This is a genomic window from Haloarcula onubensis (assembly GCF_031624605.1).
GTDB classification, from domain to species: domain Archaea; phylum Halobacteriota; class Halobacteria; order Halobacteriales; family Haloarculaceae; genus Haloarcula; species Haloarcula onubensis.
Genome location: NZ_JAMQOS010000008.1, coordinates 137604 through 152598, shown reverse-complemented (window position 1 = coordinate 152598; position 14995 = coordinate 137604). Strand labels below are relative to the sequence as shown.

Annotated in this window: 20 protein-coding genes; 12 read left to right on the top strand and 8 right to left on the bottom strand. The window is 60.7% G+C overall.

What is annotated here, in order from left to right; all coding sequences use genetic code 11:
* Window positions 1–165 precede the first annotated feature (165 nt).
* Both acnA and NDI86_RS20255 read right to left on the bottom strand, forming a co-directional pair.
* Window positions 166–2943, bottom strand: coding sequence for an aconitate hydratase AcnA (acnA, locus tag NDI86_RS20260; RefSeq protein ID WP_310902082.1), 2778 nt, complete (start codon window positions 2941–2943; stop codon window positions 166–168).
* Window positions 2944–3044: 101 nt separating this feature from the next.
* Window positions 3045–3713 carry a S16 family serine protease gene (locus tag NDI86_RS20255; protein WP_310897837.1) on the bottom strand — a complete coding sequence of 223 codons (669 nt, stop codon included), beginning with the start codon at window positions 3711–3713 and terminating at the stop codon, window positions 3045–3047.
* Window positions 3714–3922: 209 nt separating this feature from the next.
* On the opposite strand from NDI86_RS20255, the gene NDI86_RS20250 reads away from it, so the two are divergent.
* Window positions 3923–4456, top strand: a complete 534-nt coding sequence (locus NDI86_RS20250) for a hypothetical protein (protein WP_310897838.1) — start codon at window positions 3923–3925, stop codon at window positions 4454–4456.
* Here the strand turns inward: NDI86_RS20250 and NDI86_RS20245 are convergent.
* Together NDI86_RS20245 and NDI86_RS20240 are read right to left on the bottom strand one after the other, a co-directional pair.
* A complete protein-coding gene (locus NDI86_RS20245) occupies window positions 4449–4874 on the bottom strand; it encodes a hypothetical protein (protein ID WP_310897839.1) in 426 nt (141 codons plus the stop codon). The two genes, NDI86_RS20250 and NDI86_RS20245, sit on opposite strands and share 8 nt — an antisense overlap.
* Before the next feature lie 60 nt (window positions 4875–4934).
* A complete protein-coding gene (locus NDI86_RS20240) occupies window positions 4935–5582 on the bottom strand; it encodes a cupredoxin domain-containing protein (protein ID WP_310897840.1) in 648 nt (215 codons plus the stop codon).
* A gap of 116 nt (window positions 5583–5698) precedes the next feature.
* Between NDI86_RS20240 and NDI86_RS20235 the strand changes: the two genes are divergently transcribed.
* From NDI86_RS20235 to NDI86_RS20225, 3 genes are read left to right on the top strand one after another with little or no spacing between them, the layout of a single operon-like run.
* Entirely contained in the window at window positions 5699–6049 is a 351-nt protein-coding gene (locus tag NDI86_RS20235; RefSeq protein WP_220619862.1) for an ArsR/SmtB family transcription factor, read from the top strand.
* A gap of 2 nt (window positions 6050–6051) precedes the next feature.
* Complete coding sequence (locus tag NDI86_RS20230) at window positions 6052–6339, top strand: DUF7521 family protein (protein ID WP_049983676.1); 288 nt, start codon at window positions 6052–6054, stop codon at window positions 6337–6339.
* A gap of 3 nt (window positions 6340–6342) precedes the next feature.
* Window positions 6343–6618 (top strand): DUF7521 family protein, encoded by a 276-nt coding sequence (locus NDI86_RS20225; RefSeq protein ID WP_115819528.1) that lies wholly within the window; start codon window positions 6343–6345, stop codon window positions 6616–6618.
* A gap of 12 nt (window positions 6619–6630) precedes the next feature.
* On the opposite strand, the gene NDI86_RS20220 is transcribed toward NDI86_RS20225, so the two are convergent.
* Window positions 6631–7530, bottom strand: a complete 900-nt coding sequence (locus NDI86_RS20220) for a universal stress protein (RefSeq protein ID WP_310897841.1) — start codon at window positions 7528–7530, stop codon at window positions 6631–6633.
* A 16-nt stretch (window positions 7531–7546) separates the two neighbouring features.
* Window positions 7547–7846, bottom strand: a complete 300-nt coding sequence (locus NDI86_RS20215) for a hypothetical protein (RefSeq protein WP_310897842.1) — start codon at window positions 7844–7846, stop codon at window positions 7547–7549.
* 322 nt (window positions 7847–8168) lie between these two features.
* Between NDI86_RS20215 and NDI86_RS20210 the strand changes: the two genes are divergently transcribed.
* Entirely contained in the window at window positions 8169–9563 is a 1395-nt protein-coding gene (locus NDI86_RS20210) for a permease (protein WP_310902081.1), read from the top strand.
* 35 nt (window positions 9564–9598) lie between these two features.
* Here the strand turns inward: NDI86_RS20210 and NDI86_RS20205 are convergent, their stop codons facing one another.
* Window positions 9599–10099: a CBS domain-containing protein gene (locus NDI86_RS20205; protein ID WP_310897844.1), complete on the bottom strand. Its 501-nt coding sequence runs from the start codon at window positions 10097–10099 to the stop codon at window positions 9599–9601.
* Window positions 10100–10433: 334 nt separating this feature from the next.
* Between NDI86_RS20205 and NDI86_RS20200 the strand changes: the two genes are divergently transcribed.
* Window positions 10434–11039, top strand: a complete 606-nt coding sequence (locus NDI86_RS20200; protein WP_345784927.1) for a helix-turn-helix transcriptional regulator — start codon at window positions 10434–10436, stop codon at window positions 11037–11039.
* A 75-nt stretch (window positions 11040–11114) separates the two neighbouring features.
* On the opposite strand, the gene NDI86_RS20195 is transcribed toward NDI86_RS20200, so the two are convergent.
* Window positions 11115–11858 (bottom strand): DUF4396 domain-containing protein, encoded by a 744-nt coding sequence (locus tag NDI86_RS20195; RefSeq protein WP_310897846.1) that lies wholly within the window; start codon window positions 11856–11858, stop codon window positions 11115–11117.
* Window positions 11859–12183: 325 nt separating this feature from the next.
* On the opposite strand from NDI86_RS20195, the gene NDI86_RS20190 reads away from it, so the two are divergent.
* From NDI86_RS20190 to NDI86_RS20165, 6 genes are all read left to right on the top strand, one after another.
* Window positions 12184–12480, top strand: coding sequence for a hypothetical protein (locus tag NDI86_RS20190; RefSeq protein WP_310897847.1), 297 nt, complete (start codon window positions 12184–12186; stop codon window positions 12478–12480).
* Window positions 12481–12537: 57 nt separating this feature from the next.
* Complete coding sequence (locus NDI86_RS20185) at window positions 12538–12891, top strand: SHOCT domain-containing protein (RefSeq protein WP_310897848.1); 354 nt, start codon at window positions 12538–12540, stop codon at window positions 12889–12891.
* A 95-nt stretch (window positions 12892–12986) separates the two neighbouring features.
* A complete protein-coding gene (locus NDI86_RS20180) occupies window positions 12987–13403 on the top strand; it encodes a DUF302 domain-containing protein (protein WP_310897849.1) in 417 nt (138 codons plus the stop codon).
* Window positions 13404–13406: 3 nt separating this feature from the next.
* Entirely contained in the window at window positions 13407–13760 is a 354-nt protein-coding gene (locus NDI86_RS20175; protein ID WP_004594615.1) for an SHOCT domain-containing protein, read from the top strand.
* A gap of 123 nt (window positions 13761–13883) precedes the next feature.
* The gene (locus NDI86_RS20170; RefSeq protein WP_310902080.1) at window positions 13884–14192 is read left to right on the top strand and encodes a thioredoxin family protein; all 309 of its coding nucleotides are present in this window, start codon (window positions 13884–13886) and stop codon (window positions 14190–14192) included.
* Between the two features lie 19 nt (window positions 14193–14211).
* Window positions 14212–14964 (top strand): plastocyanin/azurin family copper-binding protein, encoded by a 753-nt coding sequence (locus tag NDI86_RS20165; RefSeq protein ID WP_310902079.1) that lies wholly within the window; start codon window positions 14212–14214, stop codon window positions 14962–14964.
* Window positions 14965–14995 lie beyond the last annotated feature (31 nt).

Below are 14995 nucleotides of genomic sequence, written 5' to 3'. Positions count from 1 at the left end.
CCTCCTAGTTTCTCGATCTCAAAGTATCTGAAGCGAGTCGCGCCCAAACAGTAGCTACAAACAGCTTTCTCTCGAAGCTCAGCTTCGTAGTACCTTAGCCTTCGATGAGTCCAGAGCTTTTGATTTAAAGGAGCAAACTGCTTGATTTGGTTCGCAGTGCGTCGGCTACTCCTCTGTGAGTAGTCGACGGAGCACCAGATGCAGGATTCCGTCGTTTTTGACGTATCGAACGGCCGCAGGCGTCCCAACTTGTGCCGTGACCGGGAACTCGACTGTCGAGCCGTCGTCCCGCTCTGCGACGACGGTCAACTCGTCGTTCATGTTCAGGCCGTCGTCCAGGCCACGAATCTCAATCCGCTCCGAGCCGTCGAGACCGAGGGATTCCCACGAGTCACCGTCAGCGAACTGCAGCGGGAGGACACCCATGCCGACGAGGTTGTCACGGAAGATGCGCTCGTAGCTCTCCGCGATGGTTGCGCGAACGCCCAAGAGGTCAGTCCCTTTTGCGGCCCAATCGCGGCTCGACCCGGTGCCGAGTTCTTCGCCGGCGAACACCACCAGCGGCGTATCATCTTCCCGATAGCGGCGGCTCGCCTCGAAGACGGTCGTCTGCTCGCCCGTCGGCTGGTGAATCGTGTAGCCGCCCTCGACGTCGTCGAGCATCTCGTTCTCGATGCGAACGTTGGCGAAGGTGCCGCGCATCATCACCTCGTGGTTGCCCCGGCGGGCACCGTAGGTGTTGAACTCGTGAGGTTCGACACCCTGGTCGACGAGCCACTCGCCGGCGGGCTGCTCCCGAGAGAACGGTCCGGCCGGGCTGATGTGGTCGGTGGTGACGGTGTCCCCGAGCAGCATCAGGGTGCGAGCGTCGGCGATGTCGCTGACACCGGGCTCCTCCAGCGGGAAGTCCTTGAAAAAGGGCGGCTCGCGGATGTACGTTGAGGAGTCGTCCCACTCGTAGACGTCGCCGGTCGGGGCGTCAAGGGCCTCCCAGCGTTCGTCGCCTTCGAACACCTCGGCGTACTTCTCCTCGAACATCGAGGCGTCGACGCTGTCGTGGACTGCCGCGTGAATCTCGTCGGCGTCGGGCCAGATGTCCGACAGGTAGACCGGCTCGCCGTCCCCGTCGGTGCCAAGCGGGTCCGTGTCGAGGTCGATGTCCATCCGACCGGCCAGCCCGTAAGCGACCACGAGCGGCGGACTGGCGAGGTAGTTCGCTCTGACCTTCGGGTGGATGCGCGCCTCAAAGTTCCGATTGCCCGAGAGGACGCTCGCCGTCCAGAGGTCCTCGGCGTCGATGGCGCGCTCGATGGGTTCGGGGAGTGGCCCGGCGTTCCCGATGCAGGTCGTACAGCCGTAGCCGACGACGTTGTAGCCGAGGTCTTCGAGATACGGCAGTAATCCCGAGGCTTCGAGGTATTCGGTGACGACGCGGCTCCCGGGCGCGAGGCTAGTCTTGACGTACTCGGGGACATCCAGGCCGTACTCGACGGCGTTGCGGGCGAGCAGGCCTGCGGCGAGCATTACCGAGGGGTTCGACGTGTTCGTACAGCTGGTGATGGCGCTGACGACGACGCTCCCATGCCTGATTTCGGTTGTTTCGCCGTCAAGATCCACCTCGACCGTGTCGTTTAGTTCGCCCACGTCCGGTTCCGGGAGGTCGGCGTCGGGGCGGTCGGCGGCGACGCTGCTCTCTCCCAGCCAGCGGGTGAGCGCGTCCTCGTCGAGTTCGTCGAGTTCGTCTTCGAACTCGCCGTGGACCAGCCCCCGGAAGTGGGTCTTCATATCGTCCATCGGGACACGATCCTGGGGTCGCTTTGGTCCCGCGAGACTCGGCGTGATCGTCGAGAGATTGAGCTCGACCGTCTCCGTGTACTCGGGGTTCTGCTCGCCGAACAGTCCCTGTGCGTCGAGATATTCGCGAACGAGTTCGATGTGCTCCTCGTCACGACCCGTGAGTTCGAGGTAGTCGAGCGTCGCTTCGTCGACGCCGAACATCGAGATTGTCGATCCCTGCTCGGGGGCCATGTTCGCGATAGTGGCCCGGTCGGGGACCGTGAGGTTCGCCACGCCGGGACCGAAGAACTCGACGAAGCGATCGACGACGCCAACCTCGCGAAGCTGTTCGGTGACGTGAAGCACGAGGTCAGTCGCAGTTGCACCCTCGGGGAGTTCTCCGGTAAGGCGGACCCCGACGACTTCGGGAAGCTTCATTGTGATGGGCTGGCCGAGCATCGCGGCTTCGGCCTCGATGCCACCGACGCCCCAGCCGACGACGCCGATGCCACCGATCATCGGCGTGTGGCTGTCCGTGCCGACGAGCGTGTCGGGGAGGAGCCAGTTCTCGCCGTTCCGCTCGCGGGCGTGAACGACCTGCCCGAGGTATTCGAGGTTCACCTGGTGGACGATACCGGTGCCCGGCGGGACGACGCGGAAGTCGTCGAACGCCTGCTGTGCCCACTTGAGGGCGCGATAGCGTTCGCCGTTGCGCTCGTACTCCAGTTCGACGTTCTTCTCGTAGGCATCCTCGGAGCCGAAATAGTCGACCTGGACGCTGTGGTCGATCACGAGGTCAATTGGAATCTCTGGCTCGACGATCGCGGGATCCTTGCCTTTCCGGTCAACCGCTGATCGGAGCGCGGCGAGGTCGACGACGGCAGGGACACCGGTGAGGTCCTGAAGAACGACTCGTGAGGGAGTGAACGGGAGTTCGACGTCCGGCACGTCAGGTTGCCACGACGCGACGTTTCGAACGTCCTCGGCGGAGATCGTGTCGCCGTCGACGTTCCGGAGGACGGATTCGAGGAGGACACGGATGCTGACCGGGAGACGGTCCAGTTCACAGAGTCCCGCCTCTTCGAGGGCGGTGAGGTCCGCCATCCGATAGGCATCTCCGTCGAACTCGAACTCGCGTATCGCGTCGAAAGGATCGGTTTCGGCCATACCCTGAGCTACGGCGCCCCGGCTCTTGAATCGTTTCCCGTGGGCGATCTGACGACTGGATCATCGCTCCCATGGATTTCGTCGGCCGTGGGGCACTCCGGTCACAGAATCCGGTCGAGTGCATCTGTAATCGAGGGAGATTCGACGATTCGGAACCCTTGAACAGCCACGTCCGTCGGTTCGCCCGCCGGGACGATCAGCTCCCGTGCGCCGACTGCTCGCGCCGCGCGGGCTTTCGTCTCGATCCCGCCGACGGGGAGCAACGTGCCCTCGTCGTCGACGATCCCCGTGATGAGCGTCTCCTGTGAGAGTGACTCCTGACGGAAGCTGGCGACGAGTGCGACGGTGAGACCGGCCTCCCAGCTCTTCCCGCGGAGTGCGAGTACACCAGAGGCGGGGGGCTCGAACGTGACGTGCGTCGCCGTGTTGGTGAGCGACCCCCCTGTGAGACGTGTGGCCGTCTCCCTCGCCTCTCGGAGCGCGAGCTGGAGGTCGTGACGGATTTCGATCCCGTTCAGGTTCACGAACAGCTCACCCTCCCCGTCGGTGAACTCCACCTCGAACGGGACGATGAGACCGTCACCGAAGCTGTCGACCGCTGGAAGGTAGTAGCGCGTTGGGGCGGGAAGCGTGGCCCCACCCGCAAGCGTCGCCAGCGACTGAAAACCCTCCCCCGCTCGCGTTAGACCGAGAACCACCCCAGCGCCGCCGACGCTCCCCAGGCCGAGTCCTGCGAGGAACCCCCGCCGTGACAGAATCGTCTCTTCCACTCGCCCTACAACGTCTCTTTCCGTATCGGACGGGCGAGAGACGGACGCGGAGTCATCGGTGGGCATAGCAGTATGGTGCGTGGCTACGCTGGGTTCCCGTGGTACCATGTAACAGGGGTGCAGTAATAAATGCTCTTCGTGTACGCGTTTCGAACGGGTACGCCTATTTCGGTGCGCGCTGACGTATAGACACTGTCTCGTCACCACTCATGACGCTCCAGTATCGGTCACTGGTCGGGCTCGTGGGCGTGAGCAGCGTCGTGACCGGGGTTGGCGTGTGGATCGCCTACCAGTTCGAACTTCTCTTGCTCGGAGTGACGACCGTCGCGACCTGGACACTTCTGGTCGGACTCGTCGAGGAGGCATTTGTCCGGTTCGTCCCATTGATACTCGTCTTCTACGGCTGGAGTTACTGGCGAGGCCAGCTCCTCTCGAAGACCGAGGGGTTGCTCGCGACCGTGGCTTCCGGGCTGACCGTTGCGCTCCTCGAACTCGTGCTCAAACTCGAGTACCTGTCGCGGCTGGAGGCGACAGTCCAGTTCGACTCGCTCGTGCTCCCGCTGGTGTTCGTCCACCTGCCGTTCGCGTTACTCGCCGGGCGGTTCGCGTACGCACTCGGGGAGCGGATTCACGGCTCCGACGACATCGGGTTCCCATCACTCTCTCGACGAACCCTGGCGGCGCTCGTGCTCGGGTATCTCGCCCTCGCGTTCGCCCACGTCGGGTACAACGTGCTCATCTGAGAGCCGCTCGAACAGAGGGAAGTACTGCAAGACCGACGATCACCACACCCTGGATGAGGTGGGGATACTGCAACCGTTTCCCGAATCCGATGACGACCCCTTCGACGAGGACCCAGACGACGAGCGCGACGCCGACGGCGATAGCCGCCGGCCACGCCCATCGTTTTCGACGGTAGAGACCCCACACGACGACCAGCGGGAACACACCGAGGATACTGAAGAGGATGAGACCGGGAACCAGATAGCTATCGAACGGGAAACCAGCCAGAAGCGTCGGCGAGATTCCAATAAGACGCCCCGAGGGAGCGAGGATGAACTGGCCGCCGCCGGCGAGTCCCGACACACCGAGCACACCAATCGTCGCGATGAGTGCCCAGAGCGCGAGTGGTCGATCTTGGTGCTGTGTTGAAATACCCATCCGTCGACGCTCCTCCGTCCTGATGAGAAGTGCTTGCTACGGTGGGAAAGCTATGTGGGTCTACTGGCTGTCCTCTTCGTGGTCGTCGCCGAGTGCCGTCCGAATCATCCCATTGAGTTCTTCGAGCTTCTCGCGGACGCGCTCGGGCTTGTCGGCCGGCGTCTCTTCGAGTGCGACCTGCTCGTGGGGGTCCGGCTCGCCGACGATGACGCTACCGATCATCCCGAGGCTCTCGTGGGGCGTACAGTAGTAGTGGTAGACACCCTCGGTCTCGAAGGTGTGTTCGAACGTCGCACCCTGCTCGGAGACGATGCCGCTGTCCCACGCGGCTGCGCCGTCGGGGACGAGCTGGGGCTGGTCGTTGTCGGGGTGGTAGGCGGTCGTCGAGTGACTCCCACTCTCGTTGTTCCAGGTGACCGTTCCCCCGACGTTCACCCGCACGACGTGGGGCTCGAAGTGGTAGCCCCCGTCCTCGGTGATCATCCGCACCTCGGCCGTATCGGACGGTGCCCCGACTGCTTCGTCGTGGCCATCCTCGTCGTCGCTGTGACCGGACTCCGTGCCGCCGTCGTCGTGGCCACTCTCGGTCGGCGTTCCGTTCGTCGCTCCGCCGTCGTTGTTCTGCGTTCCAGTGCACCCGGCAAGCCCAACGACTGCCGCACCGCTAGTCAGCTGGAGCATCCGTCGACGCGTGAGTGAATCGGTCATGGCATCGGTCACCTTACAGGTGAACCTACACGGTCTGGGCATATAGTCCGGAAAGCAGATTTGCTGGGTCAGCAAATCGGCGTTCCTTTATATACCCACCCACAACAACACGGACTGTGAGTGAGGAGCGAGACATCTCGGGGATTCTCGAAATCCTTGACGACGACTATGCACGCGCGATCCTCGAGGCGACTCGCCGAAAACAGCTGTCCGCCAAGGAACTCAGCGAAGAGTGTGACATGTCAGTCTCGACAGTTTCCAGACGGGTCAACACGTTACTGGAGTACGATCTGCTTATCGAGCGAACGCACGTTGATCCCGACGGTCATCATTACAGCGAATACGAAGCCCAACTCGACCGCGTCGAGGTCCAGCTCCTCGAATCAGGATTCGACGTCCGTATCGAACTTCGAGAAGACGCGCCCGACAGATTTGCCCGGTTGTGGAACACAATGAGGACCGAATAACCATGCACCCCGGACTCATCGTCGCAAAGCTCGTCACAATGGTTCTGGGATTCGTGATCGCCTATCAGGCCTATCGAGGGTACCGACGTAGCAACAGTCAATCGATGCTGTACCTCGCGGTCGGGTTCGCCATTATCAGCTTCGGCGCGATCGTCGAAGGAATCTTGTTCGACGTGGTTGGCCTGACCTTACATAATGCGGGAACGGTGGCAACAACCATCGTCGCGATTGGTATGCTCACGATCCTCTACGCTCTATACGGACGTGACCCGCAGAAACTGGAGGACTGACTAATGGTGGATACGACAACAGCCGTTCTCGTGGCCGTCCGCTTGGCTGTCCTTGCCCTCGGTATTCTGATCACGTACTACAGTTTCGAGGCGTATCGACGAACAGGGACGTACTATATGAGAAACGCTGCAGTTGGCTTTGGAATTATTACCCTCGGTGTGTTCATCGAAGGAGTACTGTTCGAGTTCGGGGGGCTTGATCTCGCCCTTGTCCACATCATCGAATCGGTCGCCATCGGTCTCGGATTCGTGGTGCTTCTCATCTCGCTTCGCCGGTAGCTCGAGCCACGGCTATACTCCTCGAATGGTCAATACTGGCTCGTCCGAGTTCCGAAGAACCCGTTCGGTCACACTTCCGATGATCCGTCGTGAAAGGCTGGACCGTCCGTGTGTTCCCATCACGACGAGGTCGATTCCGTGTTGATCGCAGTAATCTCCGATTGCCTGATGAGGAACACCGTGGGTGATCTCAGCAGCGACTGAAACACCGTCGGCAGTTGCCCGGGACTGGACATCTTCGACGACAGTCTCTCCGTTTTGCTCCAGTACTTGCTGCAGTTCGTCCCACGTCCATCCCGGACGAGACGCGTAGGCACCTCTATCCACAACGTAGAGGACATGAAGTGTCGCATCGTACGTCCGAGCCAAATCAAGAGCGTGCGTGACTGCCTCTCGTGCGGGCTTACTCCCGTCAGTCGGGACGAGAATAGTCTCAAAGCCTCCCCGCATTCCGGGTTCTGATAGCGCCTGCTTTGCTTTGACAGTGAGCACGGGGATATCGACAGTACGGACGAGTCGGGTCGTTACACTGCCGAGCAGGACTCGGTCGAGACCGGTGTGTCCTCGGGTTCCCATACAGACGAGGTCGATCCCGGTATCAGTGATGTAGGAACGAATTTCACGCGCTGGAATGCCACGGCGAACCTCAGTTATCGCATCGAGGCCATGTTCTGCAGCTCGAGTTGCGATCTGCTGGGTGGCGGCATCGCCAGCCTCATACCATGTGTCCGGGAGTGTCTCCAGATCGGTTTCCAGCGCGGTCAGATCCAGCTTTCGCTCGATCGGCGAACTATCGACGACGTGGAGCGCGTGGACGGTTGCATCGTATCGACGAGCGAGATCAAGTCCGTACTGGATTGCCGGCTCGACGTTATCGCTGCCATCGGTTGGGATGAGAATATCTGTGTACATGGTTTGATTCTCCGAGTTACCGTGCGAGGGTATTGTACAGCCAGGCGAGAGCATACGCAAGGGCGAAGCTGATCACCGCTGCTTCGACCATGCCAGCTACCGTTCCGACGACGGTCGGCTCGAAGAACAGGTGCCACTGCTCCATCGCCTCGACAGCTCCCTCGTAGACGCCGATCGCTCCGAAGACACCGAGGAGGAGCATCACGATGGCAGAGACGACTGCTGCTGCGCCCGCCAGGGCCAGCGCATTGAGGCGCATCACACTGGTCGTGGATTCCGGATCGTACGTGTCCTGATGAGTGGTCGTCGTGCTCATAACTAGAGATACGCTCCCCTCATTCAATCGGGTTTCTCTTACAATTCGAAAGGGAGAGTCACTCTGGAGACATGGCACGGGAATATAGTGGGAGAAACAGCAGTACAACGCTCATCTTGGTCAGACTTCTATGTCAAAAGAACGAACAACAGCCAGCGAACCGAATCAGTGACGCGCAGCCACTATTGAGCGCGAACGCAGTTCTCGCGGGGTTGACCACAGCTAATAGCCATAGGTACTTTTGAATCCAAGAATTACTCCGTCGAAACACCACCGTTTCCTAAGCGCAATTAACAAAGTAGATGGCTGTGATAGTCTATATATGCAAGCCGCCCTCGTCGACGGAATTCTCGAGTCGCTACGAATCGGCGTCGGCTTCCTCTGGACAGCAGCTTGGGCCATCATCATGGGGCTCGTCATCACGAGTCTCGTCCAGGTCTACGTCTCCAAAGAGCGAATGGCACAGGTGCTCGGAGAGGGAAACCTGAGTGGTCTCACGAAGGCAACAGTGTTCGGCGCTGCGAGCAGTGGGTGTAGCTTCGGTGCGGTCGCCATCGGGAAGGGGCTGTTCAAGAAGGGAGCGCACACGGTGAATTTCCTCGCATTCATGTTCGCCTCGACGAACCTCATCGTCGAGCTCGGGCTGATGATCCTCATCCTGCTTGGCTGGGAGTTCCTCGTCGCCGAGCTGCTCGGCGGGCTGATCCTCATCGCTGTGATGGCGGTCATCGTCCATTTGACGCTTCCCGAGAACCTCTTCGATCGCGTCCGGGAGGAGTTGAACGAACGAGATAGCGCGGCTGGCGTCACCGAGGACCCGACCTGTGGCATGGAAGGTAAGGATGAGTTCTCGCTCGTGACCGACGGCGGCGAGACGCTGAAGTTCTGCTCGGCGGGCTGTCTGGAGACCTATGAACAGGAAATGGCGAGCAGCGGCGGCTGGCGCGACGAGTTGCTCTCGTGGGGTGGCTGGTACAAAATCGGCAACCAGTACCGCAAAGAGTGGTCGATGATCTGGAAGGACGTCATCGCGGGCTTTCTCATCTCGGGCTTCGTCATCGTCTTCGTCCCCCAGTGGGTCTGGAACACGCTCTTCCTCCAGGGAGATGGGCTGCTCTTCAGCGCGGAGAACGCCCTGATGGGTGTGGCCATCGCCGTCATCAGCTTCGTCGGGAGCATCGGCAACGTCCCGTTCGCGGTGGCGCTCTGGGGCGGCGGGGTGAGCTTCGCCGGGGTCATCGCGTTCGTCTACGCCGACCTCATCACTATCCCCGTCCTCAACGTCTACCGCAAGTACTACGGCTGGAAGGTGATGGCCTACATCCTCGGCGTCTTTTTCGTCACGATGGCGTTCTCAGGGTTCCTGATGGAACTGCTCTTCGACGCGCTCGACATCGTGCCGAACCTAGCCGGCGCGCAGACCGCCTCCGATCAAACCTATTTCAAGCTTGATTACACGTTCTACCTCAACTTGATCGCGTTCGCCCTCTCGGGATTCCTGCTGTACGTCTACCGTCGCGGCCTCGGTGCGCCGGGGGAATATCGCGACCCGGTCTGCGGGATGCGGACGGACGAGGACAGCCCGAGCGTTTCTTACGACGGTGAGACCTACTACTTCTGCTCGAACGCCTGCAAGCGATCATTCGAGAAGCACCCATCCGAATTTGCACATCAGCACCCGCAAGTCTCAGAATCTGGAGATTCCCAGAGCCATTAGCATCACTAGGCGCTCTGAGACACCAAATGTGTGTTTCAATCGTGCGTGGACTCCGTGCGGATGATACCCGCTACGTTATCCATCTGTGCTGAAACATGTGCGCTCTCGCCTGCGACGTGCGTAATTAGATCATCCAAGGTGATCATACCGACGACGCTCTCGTCTTCAATGACCGGGACGTGTCGAGCACCAGCATCGTCCATCTCTCTGAGCACTTTTGGGATCTCAGCATCTGCTGATACGGTGAGAGGGTCACGCGTCATAATGTCATTGGCTCGTATGTTGTCTCCGCTCGTCTCGGCAGCGAGCACACTGAACTCACTCTCCTCGGTGAGTAGGTCAGCGATCAGGTCCCGATCAGTGATGATCCCGGCGAGCTGATCGGCCTCTTCCACCACTACATACCTCGCACACCGCGATTGAGAGATCATCGTGTGCGCGATCTCGGCGACCGTGGCATCGGGGGCGACACGGGCAACCGACTCATCTGCGATTCGCCCGATATCCATCCGGAGGTCCGTGGGCCTAGTTCCCATACTAGCCGGTACGATTCATACCGGGAAATATCTTAGTAATGGCAGGTCACCGTGGATGCCTCACGTCCGGTCGCTATCCGCCAGTTGATAGCTCTGTCATCCCTGTACACATAAGGAACAGGGACGAACTACGGCCCACCGAAGCGTGTACAGTACGGGAAGCATACCGGCCGCGACAACCAGTGTCACTACGAAACCGACTTGTAAAATAATTATCTGTGCCAGTTGAAGAGTGTCTCTCAATAAGTCCGCCAACACCAATCACAACTGCTACAGCAATGTCTCGCCAACTGTCACTCATGAACGGATGCCACGACACACCGAAGCGGGATGGATGAATCGACGGCGAGCCGATACGGTAGTCGGTGGCCTGGTCGCTGCTGTCCTCATCATCGGCGGTGTGCTCAGCTGGCAAGCGTACCAGCAACAGCAAGCGTTCGAGCAGATGGGGTCGATGATGGGAACCTCGATGGGAGCAGTTCACGGCACGAATCCGCTCTGGTACGTCCTCGGAACCATCCTCGTCTCGGTCGTCATCGGCGGAGGATATCTGATGGTTCGCGACGACGTCACCAGCACGGAGGCGGTCGATCGACAAGGGAGCGATGTCTCGGATCAAATCGACCAGGAACGCTCTGATTTCGAATCCGAACCGTCGACCCAGACCGCTCAACCAGGTAACGGCATCAATCCAGAAACTCAGCCTCGGGCCCGCATACTGGACCTGTTGCCGGACGACGAACGCCGCATCCTCGAACCAGTTCTCTCCTCGCCGGGCATCACGCAAATCGAACTCCGGGATCGGTCGGATTTCTCGAAGAGCAAGGTGAGCCAGACGGTCAGCGCACTCGAGAAGCGTGGCTTGCTATACCGCGAACGTCAGGGGCGGACGTATCGAATCTACCCGAGCGAAGATCTGCGTCAGACCCACGAATCCTAGCCGGTATCGCACTCAGACAGCAGTGGGTTCGCCAGCCAACGCTGCCGTCTCGCAGTCTGCGACTGGATCGCGTGTTTAATCGGCAGCCTGTACCTGCCCCGTCGACTGACTTTGCCCCATCTCGGCGGGGTTCTTCATCCCCTCCTTCACGCCGAAGTAGACGAGGATGGCGTTGACCGGGTACGCAAAGACGAACCCGACTGATAGCGAAAACGCCAGCGCTCCCCAGAACAGGAGATCAGAGATGTGGGCCTGACTGGCGATCAGCAGGTCTGTTCCGATAGCCGCGATCTCCATGATGGTGATGCTCGGCGTCTCGCTGTAGAGAGCGTCGAGCATCGCCTCGCCGAAGCCGACGCCCTCCTGCATCAACGGCCCGACGGTGAGCGCGTACCCGAACAGGTACGCGAGCGCGAACGTTCCTGCAGCGACGAGGAGCGTACTCTGGAGTGCGAGCAGGCCCGCGAGGAGCGCGAACCCGAGTACTTCGCCAGCCCCACAGCCCGAATAACAGTGAGCGGTCGAGCGGAACCCGCGCCGCCAGAGCGAGTCGTGACTAATCTGGCTGCGTCCAGAGTACCAGTAGATGGCCAGGCCGAACGGGCCGGAGTAGAGGACGACCAGCGTCCAGACACCTTTCATCAGCGATGGCAGCGCCTGATTCCGCTCGCGGATGTCCCACCAGAGGGTGCCCACGGACGCGACGACGAACAGTGCCCAGACACCCATCACGAGCGGGTCCGACAAAATCGGTTTCATGACGTGACGAACCGGTGCGAGCGCGTGTTCGATTTGTGTGAGGAGTCCGTTGAGTGGCATGGTCACTGGAAGTGGTGCGCGGTACGGAGCAGGATACTCCCGTCAGCCAATCGATGGCCCGGTACAGGCACTGATAGGGGAGGAATACTTTCGGGAGTTGTGGTTAACATTCCAAAGCAAGCCCCACCGTCAGAGTCGGCCCCGCCGCGAACTGGAGACATTCGAGGCGGCCGCCCAGGTCCGGTGAATTCGATGGGGATGAACGTTCCACATCCTGAAAAACGATTAGAACGCCCTATACACGTTCTCGAACGTTCTCCTACGCGAATTCACACCCACGTAGATAACTCCCGAGCGGTTCTACGACTAACCGAGGAGAAAGACAATGACCAACTTCAAACTCGGCGGCTGGCTGCTCGTGGCGCTCGCGATCGTCGGACTCGCGTTCGCCGCTCCCGTGGTCAGCGCACACGGCACCGACACGACCACAGACGGTGCACCCACTGACAATGCTACCGCCGATGACTGGGCGGCCTGGATGGAGGCGCAGATGACTGAGCACATGGGCCCGGGTAGCGTCGAGTGGATGGAGTCGCACATGGGTGTGACCGTCGACGAGATGGCCCAGGACATGGCTGACGACGACTACAACGGCGGGATGTACGGACAGGGCCACTGCTGACGGCCCTGACCGTTTCGATCGCTTCGACCGAATACCACGATTCACCAACGCAAGATAATGACGCAACTCACTACACACATCGGACGCACTGCTCGTCGATTCGCGCTACTCGCCGTCCCACTGCTGGTCGCAGCGACTGGAACAGCTGCTGCCCACGGCGGCGGGAGCTACGGCGGCGGCATGATGGGGGGTGACTGGGGCCTCTTCGGCGGAGCGATGGGGCTCTGGGGTCTCCTCTGGATGGGGCTCCTCATCGCCGTCCCGCTCTACCTCGTCTATGCGCTCCTCAACCGAGGATCCGGTGGGACCGAAGAGCAGTCGCTGTCGGTACTCCGTGAGCGCTACGCCCGCGGGGAGCTCTCGGACGACGAATTCGATCGACAGCGAAAACAGCTCGAACGTACCGGATGACCGGAACCGCTGCTGTTCCAACCGGTGCACCACACTTCCAACGCTCGCCGTTGCGGCACCCAACCGTTAACCCCGTAGACGGGGTATGATACTTCATGGAATACACAATACAGACTTCAGTCACCGGTGAGTTCGACGACGTCGTCGACACGACGATTGCGGCGCTCAAAGACGAAGGATTCGGCGTCCTCTGTGACATCGACGTCCAAGCGACGCTCGAGGAGAAACTCGGCGAGGAGTTTCGACAGTACCGCATCCTCGGTGCGTGCAACCCGGGGCTGGCACACGAGGGCCTGAACGAAGAGATCGAACTCGGCGCACTCCTCCCGTGTAACGTCATCGTCTACGAAACCGACGACGGCGAGGTCATGGTGAGTGCCGTCGACCCACAACAGCTCGTCGGCATCGCCGACAACGAGGCACTCGACTCGATCGCGAACGAGGTCCACGACCGGTTCGAACGCGTTCTCGTCAGTGTCGCGGACGAACTCGAATCATCGACGGAAATCTGAACCATGACATCATCAAACCAACTCGACACCACAACCATCGTCCTCCTCATCCTCGGGGCGATCATTGTCCTCCCCTTGCTCACGATGGGGATGGGATTCGGCGGGATGATGGGATACGGTGGAATGATGGGTGGATACGGGACGACCAGTGGCTGGTGGCCACTCGTCGGGATGCTCGTCCAGCTGGTCTTCCTCCTCCTCCTGCTTGGTGGCGGATATCTCGTCTTCCGTCGCGTGACGGCATCGCAGTCGTCGCGGAATCCCGCAATGGAGGAGCTGCGTATGGCATACGCCCGCGGAGATCTCACCGAGGAAGAGTTCGAGGCGCGTCGGAACAAGCTCGAACGCTCGGAGTGACGGTCCGACCACCAACCTCCGGCGTTACTCACGTCCGCCCCCTTGGAATCCGGAATCTGTGACCCTCACAGCTTTCGGATGTAAATAGAAATGTGCTAAAGGCACAAGACCATACTAGCTACTATGACGGAAGTTATCCTGTTCACGCAGGAGACCTGTGGAGCGTGCGCAACGCAACGAGAGAAAAACGAGGGCCTCGAAGATGCGTATCCGGGTGTCAAGTTCCGGGAGGTCGACATTCAGACCGATCTGGAGACGGCCGAAGAGTACGGTGTCCGAAAGACGCCAACGACGCTCGTGTATGCGAACGGGGAACAGACGGCCGAGTTCATCGGCATCGTCGACCGGGACGAATTGGAGGCTGCCATCGAGAGCGCCGGCCAGCAATCGCCCGGACTCGCGAACCGGCTCGCCAGCATCATCCGTGGATAACAGAAGCCAACCAGCTACAATGACAGACTACAGTAGACGCCAGTTCCTGGGAGCGCTCGGTGCTGGCACAGTCGCGAGTGCGGGATTCACCCAACCAGTCGCCGCACAGGAGACGTCCGTCGTGAAAATGGGCAACAACTACTTCGACCCGATCGGACTCCACGTCGAACCCGGCACGACCGTTCGCTTCGAGCTAGCGGCCGGAGCCCACTCGGCGACCGCCTACGAGGACCGGATTCCATCCGACGCCAGCGCATTCGACAGCGGGACCATCTCGCAGGGGAGCTTCGAGCACACGTTCGAAGAGCCAGGCACGTACGACTACTACTGCATCCCGCACAAGACGGTCGGCATGGTCGGTCGCATCGTCGTTGGTAGCCCTGGCGGTCCAGCTGAAGACAGCCCGATACCGGACGGCGAGGTCCCCGACAGCGAGACGATTGTTCAGAACGGCGCCGTGGCCATCGGCTCGGACGTCGACGGAAGCGGGAGCACCGATAGCGGCATGATGGGGCCCGGCGGAGGGGGCATGATGGGTGGCTCGAGGGGCGGATGGGGCGGCGTCCCGTTCGTCGGCGGGGCACTCGGAATGCTGGGACTGATCGGTGGACTCCTCTACTGGGCACTGGGTCGAGGTGACGCTCCTTCCCGGAGTGATACGTCTGCGATGGAAACCCTCCAACGCCGTTACGCACGAGGTGAGATCGACGAAGAAGAGTTCCAGCAGCGTCGTGAACGGTTGGAGGACAGGCAAGACGACCGTTCCCTGTGAGGTGAGTCAACAAACCCCTTCGGGGAGACGT